Origin of the sequence: Streptomyces sp. S.PNR 29, assembly GCF_030386795.1 — a bacterium.
In the GTDB taxonomy this organism is placed as follows: Bacteria; Actinomycetota; Actinomycetes; order Streptomycetales; family Streptomycetaceae; genus Streptomyces.
In genome coordinates, this window is sequence record NZ_JANUQM010000023.1 from 42,040 (window position 1) to 58,072 (window position 16,033).

Annotated in this window: 14 protein-coding genes; 6 read left to right on the forward strand and 8 right to left on the reverse strand. The window is 68.9% G+C overall.

Features of this window, described 5'->3' with window-relative positions:
• Window positions 1-104: 104 nt before the first annotated feature.
• The 6 genes from NW895_RS39965 to NW895_RS39990 all read right to left on the reverse strand — a co-directional run bounded on the left by NW895_RS39965 (window position 105) and on the right by NW895_RS39990 (window position 6,735).
• Window positions 105-1,493 (reverse strand): condensation domain-containing protein, encoded by a 1,389-nt coding sequence (locus NW895_RS39965; RefSeq protein ID WP_289942077.1) that lies wholly within the window; start codon window positions 1,491-1,493, stop codon window positions 105-107.
• Window positions 1,494-1,555: 62 nt separating this feature from the next.
• Window positions 1,556-2,713 (reverse strand): MFS transporter, encoded by a 1,158-nt coding sequence (locus tag NW895_RS39970; protein WP_289942078.1) that lies wholly within the window; start codon window positions 2,711-2,713, stop codon window positions 1,556-1,558.
• A gap of 92 nt (window positions 2,714-2,805) precedes the next feature.
• The gene (locus NW895_RS39975) at window positions 2,806-4,464 is read right to left on the reverse strand and encodes an AMP-binding protein (protein ID WP_289942079.1); all 1,659 of its coding nucleotides are present in this window, start codon (window positions 4,462-4,464) and stop codon (window positions 2,806-2,808) included.
• Window positions 4,461-5,429 carry a ferritin-like domain-containing protein gene (locus NW895_RS39980; RefSeq protein WP_289942080.1) on the reverse strand — a complete coding sequence of 323 codons (969 nt, stop codon included), beginning with the start codon at window positions 5,427-5,429 and terminating at the stop codon, window positions 4,461-4,463. Before NW895_RS39980 ends, NW895_RS39975 begins: the two co-directional genes overlap by 4 nt.
• 17 nt (window positions 5,430-5,446) lie before the next feature.
• Window positions 5,447-6,385, reverse strand: coding sequence for a transglutaminase domain-containing protein (locus NW895_RS39985; protein ID WP_289942081.1), 939 nt, complete (start codon window positions 6,383-6,385; stop codon window positions 5,447-5,449).
• Window positions 6,386-6,417: 32 nt separating this feature from the next.
• Window positions 6,418-6,735 carry a phosphopantetheine-binding protein gene (locus NW895_RS39990; protein ID WP_289942082.1) on the reverse strand — a complete coding sequence of 106 codons (318 nt, stop codon included), beginning with the start codon at window positions 6,733-6,735 and terminating at the stop codon, window positions 6,418-6,420.
• A gap of 394 nt (window positions 6,736-7,129) precedes the next feature.
• On the opposite strand from NW895_RS39990, the gene NW895_RS39995 reads away from it, so the two are divergent.
• The 5 genes from NW895_RS39995 to NW895_RS40015 are packed head-to-tail and all read left to right on the forward strand — an operon-like array spanning window position 7,130 to window position 12,005.
• On the forward strand, window positions 7,130-8,242 hold the full coding sequence (locus tag NW895_RS39995; protein ID WP_289942084.1) for a radical SAM protein: 1,113 nt from the start codon (window positions 7,130-7,132) through the stop codon (window positions 8,240-8,242).
• 5 nt (window positions 8,243-8,247) lie between these two features.
• A complete protein-coding gene (locus NW895_RS40000) occupies window positions 8,248-8,523 on the forward strand; it encodes an acyl carrier protein (protein WP_289942085.1) in 276 nt (91 codons plus the stop codon).
• Entirely contained in the window at window positions 8,520-9,851 is a 1,332-nt protein-coding gene (locus NW895_RS40005) for a hypothetical protein (protein WP_289942086.1), read from the forward strand. Before NW895_RS40000 ends, NW895_RS40005 begins: the two co-directional genes overlap by 4 nt.
• Before the next feature lie 34 nt (window positions 9,852-9,885).
• The gene (locus NW895_RS40010; RefSeq protein WP_289942087.1) at window positions 9,886-10,911 is read left to right on the forward strand and encodes an aminoglycoside phosphotransferase family protein; all 1,026 of its coding nucleotides are present in this window, start codon (window positions 9,886-9,888) and stop codon (window positions 10,909-10,911) included.
• Window positions 10,908-12,005 carry a hypothetical protein gene (locus NW895_RS40015; RefSeq protein WP_289942088.1) on the forward strand — a complete coding sequence of 366 codons (1,098 nt, stop codon included), beginning with the start codon at window positions 10,908-10,910 and terminating at the stop codon, window positions 12,003-12,005. Before NW895_RS40010 ends, NW895_RS40015 begins: the two co-directional genes overlap by 4 nt.
• On the opposite strand, the gene NW895_RS40020 is transcribed toward NW895_RS40015, so the two are convergent.
• Window positions 11,998-12,966 carry a class I SAM-dependent methyltransferase gene (locus NW895_RS40020; protein ID WP_289942090.1) on the reverse strand — a complete coding sequence of 323 codons (969 nt, stop codon included), beginning with the start codon at window positions 12,964-12,966 and terminating at the stop codon, window positions 11,998-12,000. The two genes, NW895_RS40015 and NW895_RS40020, sit on opposite strands and share 8 nt — an antisense overlap.
• Before the next feature lie 398 nt (window positions 12,967-13,364).
• On the opposite strand from NW895_RS40020, the gene NW895_RS40025 reads away from it, so the two are divergent.
• Window positions 13,365-14,339, forward strand: coding sequence for a UDP-glucuronic acid decarboxylase family protein (locus NW895_RS40025; RefSeq protein ID WP_289942092.1), 975 nt, complete (start codon window positions 13,365-13,367; stop codon window positions 14,337-14,339).
• Between the two features lie 112 nt (window positions 14,340-14,451).
• On the opposite strand, the gene NW895_RS40030 is transcribed toward NW895_RS40025, so the two are convergent.
• Window positions 14,452-15,585, reverse strand: coding sequence for a ParB N-terminal domain-containing protein (locus NW895_RS40030; protein ID WP_289942094.1), 1,134 nt, complete (start codon window positions 15,583-15,585; stop codon window positions 14,452-14,454).
• Window positions 15,586-16,033: the final 448 nt, after the last annotated feature.

A 16,033-nucleotide genomic window follows, 5' to 3' on the forward strand; every position in this document is an offset into this window, starting at 1 on the left:
CCGTGGCCACGAGAGCGCTGTGCACGCCGGACGGCGTGAGCCGGTGGCGGGGGCGTCGGTCCAGGGGCCGGCCGCGTGGGCGTGCGGGAGGTGCCGAGCGGTCCTCACCGCAGGGGAGACGGCCGGCCGGGCGCCGGGCCGACGGCGGTCTCATGGCCACGGTATGGGCGGTCGTCCTCGAGTGGCCCGTCGGCGCCGGACCCCAGAGCCGTGACGATGTCGTCGATGTGGCGTAGCAGTAGGTGACTCGCGGCCGACCACCTGGTGTTCTCGCGGCAGGTGAGGGTGACCCGGACATCTCGCTGCTGCTGCTTCACGGCCAGCATCAGCGGTGCACCTCGGTGTCGCTCCGGGCCTTGGTGGATCCGGGAGTCCTCCTCGGCGTCGGCCGGCGCTTCCGCCGCTCCGGTGTAGAAGTTGAAGTAGGCACCCATCACATCGAGGGACTTCGCGGCAGGCAGCCGCTCCGCGATGAGCGCGTCGACCTGGAGACGGTCGGCTTCGGCGGCCATGTGCGCACGCATCTGCTGCGACGCCAGGTCCGCGGCCAGCTCCGGCAGTCCCCTCTCACCGGGGCGACGGACGACAACGGGCGCTTGCATGAACATCTTCGCCGCCGACCGCTGCCGGGGCGGGGACGGGCGGTTCATCGCCAAGGTCAGGATCCCGATGGCCGGGTGCTTGTTCAGGGAGCACAGAGACAGGCCGTAGGCCAGCAGGAACACCGTGGACAGGGGGACTCGCAGACGGGTCGCGGCCCGCTGCCCGGAGGCGAGCAGAGCCCGGGAGGTGAACCAACGCGACCGGTAACGGGCCTCGTTGTCGGCCTCGTCGAACGGGGGAGCGCCATCGAGCACCAGGTCACCGAGACACTCACCCAGACGTGTCACCTGCGCGTCCCAGAAGCGCAGCGCCCGCGTCAGATGCCGCTGCCCTTCCCGCGAAACCTCCCAGGCGGCCAGGTCGAGCGGCTGGCACACCTCGTCGTCGGACGCGCGGCAGGCCCCGGGATCGCTCAGGTACCGGCGCAGGTCGTCGTGGACGACTTTGGCACCCCAGGCGTCGGTGGCGCTGTGGTCGATCACGAAGCCCACCTCGTCCACCGTCTCGGCCGGGCCGCTCAGGCCGAGCACGACGCGTAGCGGCCACCCGGCCGCGAGGTCGAACGACGTACGCCGTACCTCCCCCAAGGCGTCGCGCGCCACTCGCCCGGGGACCATGGTGACGAGCGGCTCGACATCCGACGGCGTCCGCGGCGGAGAGGCGACCTGTTGGGTACCGCTGCGGCGGTGGTGGTCGTACCTCACGACGGTACGCAGACTCTCGTGCCGCAGGATCAGCTGATGCAGCGCGCGCAGGACGCACGGCAGCCGCGCCCCGCCACCCGGCACCACGAAGCACATGTTTCCGTCATGAGCCCTCGTCCTGTCGATGGGCTGGCCGATCATCCAGTCCGTCTGCGGCCAGTTGAGCCGGCCTTCACGTTGCGGCATGTCACGCACTCCCATCCCTATCGGACTTCTTTCCCAGGCGGACGACCATGCGGTGCGTGTGCCTATGCGGCGTGGTCCGCCGGGGAGGTCGGCTCCCGAGGCGGGCGTGTGGGAACTCGTGAGCTCCGGTGGCAGAGGACCCCCAGCCCGGCGAAGGCCAGGCCGGCCAGGCCGGTGAAGGCGAAACCCCACGCCGGTGAGGTGTGGTCGATGACGAATCCGACAGCCGGGCCGCCGAGCGCCGTACCCGTCCTGGTCGACGAATCCAGAAGTCCCATGGCTACGCCGCGCGAGCCGGACGGGGCCAGGCGGCTGACCGTCTCGCTGTTGGCCGCCAGGGCCGGAGCCGTCACCAGTGCCATCGGCACCAGGGCGAGACTCAGCAGCCACCAGGAGCCGCCGCCCACTCCCACGGGAACCACCAGAAGCCCGAGCAGCAGGCCCAGCACGCCCTGCGACAGGGAGCGGCGCATGGCACCGTGCGGAATGCCACCGATGATCGACCCGAGCGCCATGATGGCGAGCACCACGCCGGTCCAGGCCGTCTCGCCACCGGCCCGCAGCGTCGCGACCACGCACAGCTGCGTACCCGTCAGCGTCACCATGGCGCTGAAGCTGATGACCAGCGATCCGGTCATCCGGCCGTCCAGGAGGGTGCGCAGACGCGGGCGAGGCCCTGCCCCGGTCTCCCGGGACTCGTCGGCGCTGCGGACCGGCAGGTCGGTGGCCCAGAGTGCCACGGAGGCCAGTGCCAGCCAGACGCCGATGGCCGTCAGCACAGCGTCGGTCGAATAACGGGTGGCGGCCGCGACCGTGAGCGTCGGCCCGATGAGGAACGAGACGCCCGCCAGGACAGTGTCCAGCGAGAAGACGGTCCGCCGCTGCTTCTCGGGAACCAGGGCGGTCAGGAACTGGCGGGCCAGGGAGCTCATCGGCACGGTGAGCATGCCCATGGGGAAAGCGAGCAGTACCAGCGGCAGGTACGGAAGATGCGCGACGCCCAGCCAGAAGGCCGTGGTGAGCGTGCCGCAGAGGGCCACCACGCGCCTCAGCCCATGACGGTCGATCATCCGTCCCACCATGGGGGCGCCCACGGCCGTGCCCGCTGTCATCGCGGTGCCCACCAGGCCCGCTTCCCCGTAGGTGCGGTCGAGAGGACCCACGACGTGCAGCGTCAGCATGAGGCTCGTGACGGTCAGAGGCAGACGCGCCAGGAACATGAGTGCGATCGTCGACCTGACACGAGGCAGGGCGAGAACGCGACGGTATCGCTCAAGGAACATCGCTGACCGATCCAGAAGGGACGACGGGACTACCGCGACAGGCCCTGGGCGGCGGAATCCCAGCAGACGACGGTCTCCTCCCGGTGTTCGAGCAGGCGCCGCCACATGGCCCGGCGCTTCGGCTTGCCGCTCGTGGTGCGGCTGATCCAGCGCGACGGGGCGCTCAGCACGAGCACGCGCAGCTCGAAGCCGTGCCGCCTGAGCGCCTGCCCGATGACTTCGGCATGCTCCGCCGTGGCCTCCTCGACCACCACCACCGCGGTGTTGTGGCCGTCGAGATGCCCGAGCAGGCAGGTGGTGCGACTGGGCCGGGCCGACACGGAGAGGGCCACGCGCTCCACGTCCTCGGCGAACACCCACTGGCCGAACTGTTTGACGCTGTCGCCGAGCCGTCCGACCACGAAGAGCTCGCCGTCCATCCGGAACCCGGCGTCCCCCGTGTGCAGCACTCCGCCGAAGGGCTCCGACACGGTATACGGCTTGTCGAGGTATCCGTCGGCGACGCCGGGCCCGCGCACCACGATCTCACCGAGCACACCGTCCGCCACCCGTCGGCCGTCGTCGTCGACGACCGTGGCCTCCGTGCCGGCCAGGGGACGCCCGCAGCCGACGAACGTGGTCGTCCGAGCGTCGCCGACGGCCGACCGGACCGGGGACCCCGGCGCGAGAGAACCGACGTCGACCGTCATCGTCCGCAGGGGCTCCGCGTGCCGACGGCCCGTGACGGCCAGGGTCGCCTCGGCCAGTCCGTACGCCGGCAGGAACGCCCCGGCGTCGAATCCCGCCGGCGCGAGCAGGTCCGCGAACGCGTCGAGTACGGCCGCGTCGACGCGTTCCGCCCCGACGATGAGCGTGCGCCAGCGGGCCAGATCGAGCTTCTCCACGTCCTCGGGCCGGACCCGGCGCAGCACGTGCCCCAGCGCGAACATCGGCGTCGCGGCCGTGGTCACCCCGAACTCGGAGACGGTCCGCAGCCACCGAAGCGGCCGGCCGATGAACTGCTCGGGGCGCATCAGCCACAGATCCGCCGCGTTGGACATCGGAAAGAGCAGCGAGCCCACCAGTCCCATGTCGTGGTGGAGGGGCAGCCAGGTCGCGCACCGGTCCCGCTCGGCGTCGAAGCCCAGCCACTCGCCGATGGCCCCTACGTTGGCGGAGACAGCCGACATGCCGATGCGCACGGCTCGCGGTGGACCGCTGGATCCCGAGCTGAACTGCACCACGGCCGTCTGCGGCGGGGGCGCAGGGGTGAAGCCCGCCGGGGGCGTCTCGGGCAGGTCGAAGAGCAGCGCGCAGCCGTGCGCCTCCAGGGTCTCCCGGACGAACGGTGCCAGCTGGGGCACCGTCACCACGGCCCGTGCCCCGGTCAGGTCGAGCAGGTGGTCGAAGTGACGCCGGTACACCGACGGGTCGTCGAAGGCCGTGGGAAGCGCCGTGACCGACGGAGTGGCTCCGGCGAGGAGAGCGCCGAAGAAGGCTCCGATGAAACGGGGAGACGTGGGGCAGCCGATCAGCACCACGTCGCCGGGGTCGACGCCGGACGCTCGCAGGTGCGCGGCGGTCGCGAGGGAGAGCGCGGCCAGCCGCTCGTACGACCAGAACTCCCAGCCGACGCCGTCGTCCTCGGCGAACCGCAGACCGTGGCTGCTGGAAGGTTCCTCCAGCCAGCCGAGCACACCCGCCATCATCGATCCCCCCTTGGAGCCGCGGTCCTGAGGAGCTGGAGCTCCTCGAAATGCGCACGCACACCCGGGGTGAGCATGCCGATCTTGCCGAGATTGGAGACGATCTTCGAGAACATCGCCTGCCGGAACTGGATCATGAAGGGGTCGTTGAGCGTGTAGGTGATGCCTGCCGTGACATCGACGCCCAGGCGCTCCCAGACCTCCTCCATACGGAACCGGCGGGCCATCAGCAGCGCCGACTCCTTGACGAACTCCTCGCGTTCGGCGCGCTCACGACTCGACAACTCCCCGTACAGGTCCTTCAGTGCCAGCACCCCGAAGGCCACATGCCGTGCCTCGTCGCGTGCCACGAGCTCGGTGATCCGGCCGATGACCGGATTCTGCGGAGCTTTCCCCTCGAGCCGGAAGATGGCCAGGGCGAGCGCCTCCACGATGATCTGCATACCGAGGTAGACGATGTCCCACCGGCTCTCCGAGACGATGTTCTCCATCATGGTGCGCAGCGGTGGACTGATGGGGAACGAGTCGCCGAGCACCTCCACGTACCGCCCGTACACCTCGACGTGCCTCGCCTCGTCCGCCAGTTGGCTGGCCGCGTAGAGCTTCGCGTCGGCGTCCGGAACCGTCTCCACCAGGCGTGCCGTGCCGAGCAGTCCGCCGCGTTCCCCGTGCAGGAACTGGCTGACCGACCACGAGTGGTGGGCCCAGTGCAGGTCGCTCCACAGCGGCCGGGGCACCGGGCAACCGTCGGCTCCGCCCAACGGGCTCCGGGAACCCGACGTCATGGCGGGCAGTGGCTCACCGAAGTTGATCTCGTACGACCAGTCGATGTCCGTGTCGGCATCCCACTGCATCCTCTTGGCCTTTTCGTACAAGGCCCTCAGCTGTGGTGCCGTGGAGGTGGGCTGCTGCCAGGAGAACGTCACCGGGACGGTGACGTCGATGGTCGTCAGGTCTGCGTGATCCACCGTGTCCTCTCCGGCGCTCATGACTGCGTGACGGGTGTGGCCGCGGGATCGTCGACCACGCGGATCGCCATCGAGACGGGGACCGGCACGTCCTCGTGCACGGCCACCGGGCCGTCCTGGTCGGCCAGCCTGAGGAAGATCGCCCCCGGTGACCGGTAGGGACTCCATTGCGTGGGGTCCAGGGCGCCCCATTCGATCATCGCCTTGATCAGTACGGGGTCGGCCGGGACCCAGCGGCCGTCGGTGAGGATCTCGATCCAGTTGTGCGTGGCCGCGAAGGGCGGTACGGCGATCAGCCCGAAGGCCCACCGTGCCTGCACGCCATAACGGGCGGCCGCGTCCAGCAGCAGCGCTGTCGCCCCGGCGCAGTCGCAGACGCGGGCCTTGCGGATGAAGTCGAGGTCGTAGCGCAGGGACCGGGGCACGAACAGCAGGTCCAGGTCCGCCGCCTCGCTGAGCAGCGCACGGGCGGCGTCCGAGAACGGCGGCCAGTCCGTCTCGGGCGACACGGTGTCGCGGGCCAGGACGCGGCCGGCGGCGTCGACCAGCTGCTCGACCACGCCCAGCCCGGGGCGCGCGAGCCGGTACCGGCACACGCTGCCGTGTCCGGGGTCGGGGCAGGTGCCCTGATATTCGAGCCGGTAGTGCAGCCGGCCGGCGCGTGGCTCCAGGTTGAGCCCCGTGGCCCAGAAGCGGCGTGCCACGCGAGCCACCGGGCTGTATCCGAGGTGGAGCGCCACGCTCGTCATGTCCCGTTCGTCGTAGGCGACTTCGCCGTCCGGCCCGATGCCGCGGGACAGGCCGTGGGCCGCCATGAAGTCCAGTACGTCCAGCGGGATGCGATAGCGCTCCCGCACCTCGTCCGATGGGACGTCGAACGTCCTCGCCTCGTCCGGCACGCGGGTGATCTTCGCGAGCAGACGGAAGACATCGGCGCGAGCGACGGATTCTGTCACGTCGCTGACCTCCCGTGGTCGAGTCCGGTGCGTCACACGTTCCGCAGGGCGTCCTCGACCTCGTCCGGGGCCGGTGGTGTGCATCGCCCTTCGGCGATCAGGCCCAGGACGAAGTCCTGTAACTGCCCTACGGTCTGGATGGGTTGGACCTGGGCGGTGGTGAGCGTGTCCAGCTCGAAGAGCTCCTCGACGGCGAAGGTCAGCTCCACCAGCCGCAGCGAGTTGTAGCCCAGCTCCTCCGTCAGAACGCTCGACGTGGTGACCTCACTCGCCTGTACGGGCGCGTACGCCGAGACCAGGCGCAGCACGACATCGTGGATGTAGGAACGGTCGACGTCGACATCCGTCATGTGGATTCCTCCGGTTCTGTCCCCGGAAACGGCAAAACCCATGGAAGACCGGGTCTTTCTCCTGTGGGGCACGCCCGGCATCGCGCATGCCGGCAGATCCATGGGTGCGGACAAAGGCGTGGCGGAACACGAAGCTGTGCGAACGGGTTCCCCGACGCTACTTGACCACCGGAAATCTCTCAAGGTTCATGAGTCATGGCGGTGACAACTGCTTGCAGCTAGCATGGTCATCCGCGCTCGCTCACTGAGGCGTGTCGAAGCACCTCCTTTTTCGGTTTTCCGTGCCACTCGCACGGTCCGCAGGTGCCCACATCCATGCCATGGGGGAGGACCCATGTCGCCAAGGACGTCTCGAACGCTGAACGTCAAGGAATTCGCCGACATCAAACGCACGGTGGCGCTGAAGTCGGAAGCCCGCCGGCAGGCCCGGCTGGATCCGGCCTACGCGGCTCCATTACCGCAGGAAGTCTGCCTTCAGCTGACGTACCGGTGCAATTTGCGCTGCACGCACTGTTACCAGTGGGCGGAACAGGGATTCTTCCGGGACTACAGCCGTGAGAAACAAAGGACCGAGCTCGACATCGGCATTGTCGAAGACGTCCTGCGACTCACGGCCGAGCAGCGCTCGAAACTCTTCGTCTGGGGCGGCGAACCGCTGATGTACAGCGAGTTCCCCGCCGTGACCGATCTGCTCCGCCGCTATCCGCGCACGGTGAACATGTGCACCAACGGGCTTCTGCTGCAGCGCAACCAGAAGCACATGGTCGGCATCGACGACCTGAATCTGCTGGTCAGCCTGGACGGTCTGGCCGAGGACCACGACGCCCTGCGCGGTCGGGGCACCTTCGCGCGCACGGAGAAGAACATCCGGTCGATGCTCGACCTCAAGCGCCGCGGCGAGTACCTGGGGGAGCTCTCGCTGTCCTGCATGGTCTCGCACACCAACGTGTCCCGGATGTACGACTTCATGCAGTGGGCCGAGGATCTGGGGGTGCACACCGTGTACTTCCAGTTCCCCTGGTTCATCTCACCGGAAGTCGCCGAGGCGATGGACCGTGTCTACGAGCAGTGCTTCGACTGGCTGCCGCGCACGGGCGAAACCAAGCGGCCCACGTGGCACTCCTACACGTACCGGCTGCCGCCGGAACAGCTGCCGGCCCTGCGCACCTCCATGGCAAGGCTGGCCGAGCGGGAATGGAACATTCGCATCCGATACCAGCCCGAAGTGTCGGACGAGGAAATCGAGGACTTCATCCTGGGAACCCCCGCGCCGGTGCAGCAGCGCAGCCGCTGCCTGGCCGTGTACAACCGCATGGAAGTACACGCGGACGGCAACGTGAGCTCCTGCAAGTTCTTCCCGGAATTCGTGGTGGGCAATCTCTACGACACGCCTGCCGAGCAGCTCTGGCACAGCCCGAACTTCCGCAGGGTCCGAGAAATCCTCGCGGAGAACGGAATGATGCCGATCTGCTCGAGGTGTATTCTGCTCTATCTCAACGGAGTGTGACCAGCGTGCAGGACATCGCAGACATCACCAAGATCGAGGACACCGTCAAACAGGTATTGGCCGAGGTACTCGGCAACGGCACGACGGTCGAAATGATCCGGTCCGACGGCAACATGGTCGAGGAATACGGACTGGACTCTCTGCAGGCCATCTCCTTCCTGCTCTCCATAGAGGACGCGTTCGGCATCCAACTCGACTTCGAGAGCCTCTCTCTCGACCTGCTGCGGTCCGTCCGCGAGTTCGGCGAGTACGTCTCCAGCCAGTTGGCCGGGGCAGAGTGAGCGGCGCGGTACGCACGGCCCACCTGGGCACGTTCGACGCCGAGGCGCGCTGGCGGCCGGACGACCTCGCCCTGCTCCCGGCCGTCGCCGACGGCCGCGGCCGTGCCCAGGTCGCCGCCATGGACGAAATGCTCGCCGTCTTCTGCGCACCCGGTGATCTGCTGGTCACCCGCCATCCGGTGCCGTCGGTATTACGGCAGGTCTTCGCCGAGGCCGGATACGCCCCGCGCTACCTGTCGGCGACCGGCGCGGCCGAGGGCTCGCCCACCCAGGACCTCGAAGACACCGTGGAGCGGGTGCTGACCCGCAACGCTCCGATGCTCGCCGAGATCGCCGCCTGCCCAGCGCTCGCGCCCTACGCGGTGCTGCCCGACACCCGGGAACTGGCCGGCCGTACCGGCCATGCCGACCAGCTCCCGGATGCCGGCGTGGTGGCGAGGGTCAACTCCAAGGTGTTCTCCGACGACCTCGCGCACCGCCTGGGCCTGCCCGGCGGCCGCACGGTCCGCTCCGTGGCCGAGCTGACGGCCGCGGTGCAGGAGGCCGGCCCGACCGCAGTGATCAAGGACCCCTTCGGGGTGGGCGGCCGGGGCATCCTGGAGGTGGACGAGGACCGGCCGGCCATTCTCCGCGCCATCGCCCGGTCCCTTGAGCGGGAGGTCGCCAAGGGCAAGCGGGTCGAACTCGTGGTCCAGCCCAAGTGGGCCAAGCGCTGCGACTTCTCCGGATACCTGGACATCACCAGGGACGGCCGGGTCGAGTTCCTCGGCATGCGGTTCGTCGAGCACCGTGGACTCAGCCACGTGGGCGTCGGCCCGCTGCCCGGCGACCTCGCCGACGAGGCATACCGGCAGGGCTACCCGGAGACCCTCGTCCGACTCGGCGCCATCGTGGCCGCCGAGGGCTACTGGGGCCCGGTCGGAGTGGACTCGCTCCTGCTCGATGACGGGCGCATCGTGCCTGTCCTGGAGGTGAACGCACGCCGTTCCATCGGCATGCTCGGCATGGCCATGGAACGGCGGCTGGGCGCCGGCGACCTGTGTGTCAACCTGTGGCGGCTGTCGTTGGGCCTCGCGCACGAGGACGCCGTCGACCGGCTCATCGACAAGCTGGACAGCGACGGGGCCCTGCACACGGAGCGGGCGCCCGGCGGCATCCTGCCGCTCGGCACAACCGGCCTGCGTCCGCCTCGCGGCCGACTGGAATGCGCCCTCGTCTGCCCGCCGCAGGAGGTGGAGCACTGGCGGCAGCGCCTCACGGAGGCCGCCCAGGCCGTGGGGGCGACCCCGATGGGAGCTCCACCGGGCACCGCGCCCGCCGCCGGCTGAGAGTGACGACGACCCGATGGGAGAAACAATCCACATGAAGCTCGGCAACGAGCGTCAACAGGCCCGTCTCACCGCCGCCCTGGCGGCCGCGGGCGTCCCGTGGGACGACGTGGCCGACTGCCGGGAACTCGGCGGCGGCACCTTCAACACGGTCGTCCGCGTGCAGCGCACCGACGGCACGGGGCTCGTGGTCAAACTCGCGCCCGATGAGACCGTCCCCGTCCTGCGCTACGAGCGGGGAATCCTCGACACCGAGGCGTGGTACTACAGGACGGCGCGTGACGCGACGCGGGTCCCGCTGCCCGACGTACTGGCCGCGGGCGCGCAGGACGGTGCGGCCCCGGGCGATCACCTCGTCATGTCGGAGTGCCCCGGCACGCCCTGGTTCGAGCTGCTGGGCACCATGGACGCCAGTGCACGCGCCCGGCTGCGCACCGCGCTCGGTGGCCATGTGGCTGCCCTGCACACCATCACCGGCAACGAGGGGTTCGGCTATCCCGCGCGACCGCTGGGTCCCCTGCGGGCGACCTGGCGTGCGGCATTCCTGGAGATGGTGGACGCGGTCCTGGACGACGCCGGGCGGTTCGACGTCACCCTGCCCCGGCCGACGGACGAGATCCGCGCACTGTTCGCCGCGCAGAGCCCGGTGCTGGACGAGGTGACCGTCCCCAGGCTCGTCCACTTCGACCTCTGGGACGGCAACATACTCGTCGACCAGGGACCGGACGGGCCGAGAATCGGAGCACTGATCGACGCCGAGCGGGCCTTCTGGGGCGACCCCGTGGCGGAGCTGGTCTCGCTGGGCCTCTTCCACGACATCGAGCGGGACGAAGCCTTCCTGAACGGCTACCGGGCGGCAGGCGGTTCGGTGGTCTTCGACGCGTCCACCCGCACCCGTCTGGCCCTCTACCGGGCCTACCTCCACCTGATCATGTGGGTGGAGGCGGTGCCCCGGCAGTTCGACGCCCAGCATCGTGCCTGGCTTGAGCGGGAGGCACTGAAACCGCTCGCCGCGACGTTCGACGACTGGTCCGGCCGTAAGGAGGCGAAGACAGCATGATCGCCATCCTGACCTCCGGCGCCACTCTGGGCGTGCACGTACCGGGTCTCCTGCTGGCCGACCGGCTGCGCGAGCAGCACATGACCGCGGAAGTGCACGTGCTGGAGCGGCTGTTGCCGCAGGAGAAGCTGGCCACGATGGGCGACATGAAGTGGGCCTACCACCGCAGCTTCCGGTTCGCGCTCGCCGGGCGCCGTATGGAACGCGACACGGGCCTCGACCTCGACGAGGGTGCCGTACGGCAGCAGTGGAAGGAGTGGCAGGAGCGGGGAGTCCGGCACTTCGTGGTGCTGTCCGGCTACTGGCTGTCGATGCTGCGCGGATTCCGGGAGTTCATCGGGGAACCGATCGGTGTCGACCTGTGCCGGGGCGACGCCGCGCCCATGCAGTCCTTCCTCCTCGGCGGTGATCCTCCCCCGGAGGGCGCACGGGAGATCAACCTGGCCGACGGCGAACGGGGCGTTCTGCCCTGGACGATCCCGGTGAGCAGGAAGCCGCCCGTGCCCTGGGCGGAACGTGAGCAGCGCATCCTCGCCCACGGGGGCGGATGGGGGCTGGGCACCTATCGGGAGCGTGCCGACGAACTGTCGCGCCACCACTTCGGACTGGACCTGGTGACCTACGAATCGGCCGACGTGAAGGACGAGCGCCCCGGCGTGCGCCACTTCATGATCGACCCTCAGTGGCATCCCTGGCACGACAACGGCTACCCGCCGTTCGCCCGGATCGATCCGGCGGTGGGCGCGTCCGGGGCCGAGTTCACCCGCAGGACCGAGTATCCGCACGCGTTCGACCTGGCCCGCAACGGTGTCGCGATCATGAGCAAACCCGGCGCGGGGACCCTGCTCGACTCCCTCTGGGCGGCCACGCCGCTGATCGTCCTCGAGGCGTGGAGCGACTCGGAGAAGCTCAACGGGGAGCTCTGGCGGAAGCTGGGTTTCGGCATCACGTTCGAAGACTGGCAGGCCACGGGCTTCTCTCCCGACGTCCTCGCCGAACTGCACGAGAACCTCCTGCCGGCTGCGCGGAGCACCTCCGACTACTCGGCGGCGCTTGCCGCGCAACTGGCCGAGGAGGGTTCGGTGGTTACCTGACCCCGACCCCCACCAGAGCCCGGCGCGGCATGACGGCGACGAACCCGGCGTCCGCCCGGCGCACCAGCGGCATGCCGCTGTCCTCGTGACCGCGCAACCGTGCGGCGTGCTCTCCGATCAGCTCCCACAGCCTGGGCTGCCAGTCGGGAGCGCGCCGCAGCTTGAACAACCCGTACATCCCGGCCACGTACGCGCACAGGCCGCTGCGGGCGGCCTCCGCGGTGGGGCCGGTCACGCGGAACGGGTCGTACATGTCGCGCACCGTGGCTTCGCGGAACCCCACGGCGCGCAGGTCGTCCAGTAACTCCTCGCGTGTGAAGTGCTGATAGGCATGGCCGTTGGGGGAGTAGCGGTGGACGACGGTGGAGAACCACTGGGCGACCGCGCCGTTCTCCTCGAAGTCGTGCACCACGATCCTGCCGTTGGGCTTGAGCACCCGCAGGGCCTCGGCGTAGGCCTGCCGTCGCTCCGCTGCCGGAATGTGGTGCGTGCCGTAGGCGAGGATGACCGCGTCGAAGCTCGCATCGGGCAGCAGCAGGTGCTGGGCCGGCTGGCAGATCGCCGGCAGGCCGTAGTTCAGGGCCTCCAGCACCATGTGCCGGGACAGGTCGCTGGTCATGATGCACTGGCGGTGCCGAGCGGCATACGGTCGCAGGCGGGCGAGGGCGCGGGCGAGGGTGCCGTCACCGCCGAGCACGTCCAGGATGCGCAGATCATCCGGCCACTCCTGCGGAATGGGCCCGGCGAGAGCCAGTTCCAGAAGGGTCTGGATGCCGTGAAGTCTGATGTCGGGTGCGCGCTGGGCGACGCGATAGGAGTCGCCGCGGCCGTGCTGGTCCGTGTCGAACTCGTTTCCCTGCTGGATGATTTCCATCACCGGACCGAACGGTGGAGTGTCCGGGATCAACGGGTAGAACCTGGGAAAGCTCGCCATGCTCGCCCGGTAGGTCTCGAAACTCATTCCGGGCAGATATGCGCCCTCATCGGAATCCAGGTCCGTGCCACCGTGCGGCCAAAACTGCGGTTCGGTCGTGCGCTCGTCGCAACTCACGAGGTCCCCTTATTTCCGCCTGTCTGTGCAGGACCGACCGTACGTCACGGATCATTTTTCCGACAGGCGCCGCCGGGCTTTCGGTATTCGTCGGCGGCTGGCATTCTCTTGCCCGGGTACGGCACTTCCGGAAAGGTGGTCGACCCGGGACCGGAGTATGACTCCAGCGGGCTGCGACCGGATACTCCAGGCCTCCGAGGGCCGAGCGACCGGCTACGAGCGGCACGCACCACCATCCTCACCGGCGCCGCGGCTTCGATGCTCATGGTGTCGACCACTCAGGCACAACAGAAGGTCAGGAGAGTGTGATGCGTGTTGTCATCACCGGCGGGGCTGGCTTCCTCGGATCGCATCTGTGCGACGCGCTGGTGCTGCGCGGCGACAGCGTCGTCTGCGTCGACGACCTGTCGACCGGCCGGCTGGCCAATCTCCGGCATTTACGTGATCATCCCGGCCTGACGTTCGTCGAGTGCGACGTGACCCGCGGCGTCGACGTCACGGGACCGGTCGACGCGGTCGCCCACCTGGCCAGTCCCGCTTCGCCCCCCGACTACCTGCGGCGCCCGCTGGACACCCTCGCGGTCGGAAGCCGCGGCACCGAGCACGCCGTCTCCCTGGCCCAGCGCCACGGCGCCCGGTTCCTCCTCGCCTCCACGAGCGAGATCTACGGGAGCCCGGCACTGCACCCACAGCCCGAGGAGTACTGGGGGAACGTCAATCCCATCGGCCCGCGAAGCGTCTACGACGAGAGCAAGCGGTACGCCGAGGCGCTGACCGCGGCCTACGCCCGCACCCACGGCGTGAACACCGGCATCGTCCGGATCTTCAACACCTACGGGCCACGGATGAGGTCCCACGACGGCCGTGTCATCACCAACTTCATCTCCCAGGCACTGACCGGCCGGCCGCTGACCATCTACGGGGACGGCAGCCAGACCCGGAGTTTCTGTTACGTCGACGACCTGGTCGCCGGTCTCGTCGCGATGCTCGACGCCACCGAGCCCGGGCCCGTCAACCTGGGCAACCCCGAGGAGTGCACCGTTGCCGAACTCGCCCGGCTGGTACAGCGGCTGACGGGTACGGACGTGCCGATCGATCTTCGGCCCCTGCCCCAGGACGACCCGCCACGGCGCCGCCCGGTCATCGAACGCGCCACCCGCACCCTCGGCTGGCGTCCCGTCACCGGCCTGGAGGAGGGGGTGCGCAGAACGATCGACTGGTTCAAGGCGCGGCCCGAAGAACTCGGTGAACGAAAGCTGTCACGAACGAGTTCGACGACGTGAAGGGCAAGGAATGCCGACCGGTCCGAGCGATCGGACAACTGCGGAATTTCCTCAGTTGACAACCCGCCGCCGCGTGGTGCGGAGGCCGGCACACCTTGGCCGTATGTCGTCGTCAGGTCTTGGCGGCTGCCGTGTTCTCCAGCTTTCCCGCGATTTCCAGCCACTCACAGGCGTAGATGCGGGCCAATGCCGCCACCCTGGCCGCGCAGTGCGCCGGTATGGCCTCCATGACGTCACGGCTCAGCGCGCTGGTCGGCCTCTGGTGCAACAGGCGCAACAGTCCACGCCCAGTCGCGCGGTACTTGAGCGCAGGGTCCTGTCGGAGCTTCGCGAGGATGGTGTCCACGTTGGCCATGGTCAGGCGGGAGTTGGGGGCGTGGTCGGATGCCGGTGCCGAGGACGGGTCTTCGGACCCGGCGGGCGGCGTGCTCTCGGCCACGGCTTCCGCGGCCGGGGGCGTCGTATCCGCCATGTGCTCTCGCACTGTGCGGACGGTACCCGGGGCGGCACCGACCTTTCTGGCGATCTCGCGCAGGGGCGCCTCGGGCTTTGCCGCGAGCAGCTCGCGCGCCGCTTGTCCGGTGACGGCTGCGTTCACCGGGCGTACCCTTCCGTCGAGCCCGATGCGCCGCGCCGGCTGCGGCGCGCCGAGGCCCTCCCGGGTCCGCAGGGCACCGACGGTCTTGCCGGAGAGCCCGGCCGCCCTGGCGACGGCGCGGTCGGACCACTCCGGGTGCAGTTCGAGGATCTTCCGGGCCGCGGCTCTGCGGTCCGCCAATGACAAGGGGAGTCCATGAGCGATGTTCGCGCTGACGCCGTACAGGAAGGCCTCACGGTCGTCGACGTCCAGTAACTGCGCCTGTATCTTCGTCCGGCCGGCCGCTTGCGCCGCCCGAAGTCGGTGCATTCCATCGATCACGCGGAGGGTGTTTTTCTGAACGAGGAGCGGTGGCAGGTCGTCCCCACAGCTCATCAGAAGCCTGACGTGTTCTTCGTTGATTCCGGCGATACGAATATGGTGCGCGGGGAGAAGACCAGCGATCGTCAATGTGACCACCGGCAGCGCGGACCTTCCGGCAGGGCTCAGAGGAACGCCGTTCATCGACTGGGTCCACCCCCGGGGAAAAGGCGCTTGCGGTGTGCAGGAGTTCGGCATCCGATACTGTCGACCTACTCTCGAATCCATGTACTTCGAGGCGGATGGTGCACCGATGACAGAAACCGCTTGCTCAGTGATCAGCATCATGTAGGGTTCCGTCAACAGGGGTCAAGACGTTTGCGCCAGGGAAGTTGCGGCAAGTTTCAGCCATCACCGTCCCGCTCATGACCCCGCCTTCGTCCGCACCGCGGCCTCTGCGCCGGTGCCCGGTTCTCACCACCCGAAGCCGTGTGACGTGCGCGGTTGCCGCAATGGACCGGACACAGATCACCGCCGGCCCGGCCGGCGTGACGTGACCGAAGTACGACGTTGCTCTCCGATGCAGGAGAGGTCCGTGGGGGCCGTGAATCCCGCACCGGTTCCGACTGTGCTGAGGGGAATCAGTATGGCTGGTCTCATGCCTGGCAATCCGAACGTCCTGGCGACCGCTGTGGCCGACAGCCTGGTCGTCGCGGCAGATCCCGATTCCAAACGGTCGTGTCTGTACTACTGGGAGAAAGCGCGTCCATGGCTGCAGATCGTCGCCGAAGGGATT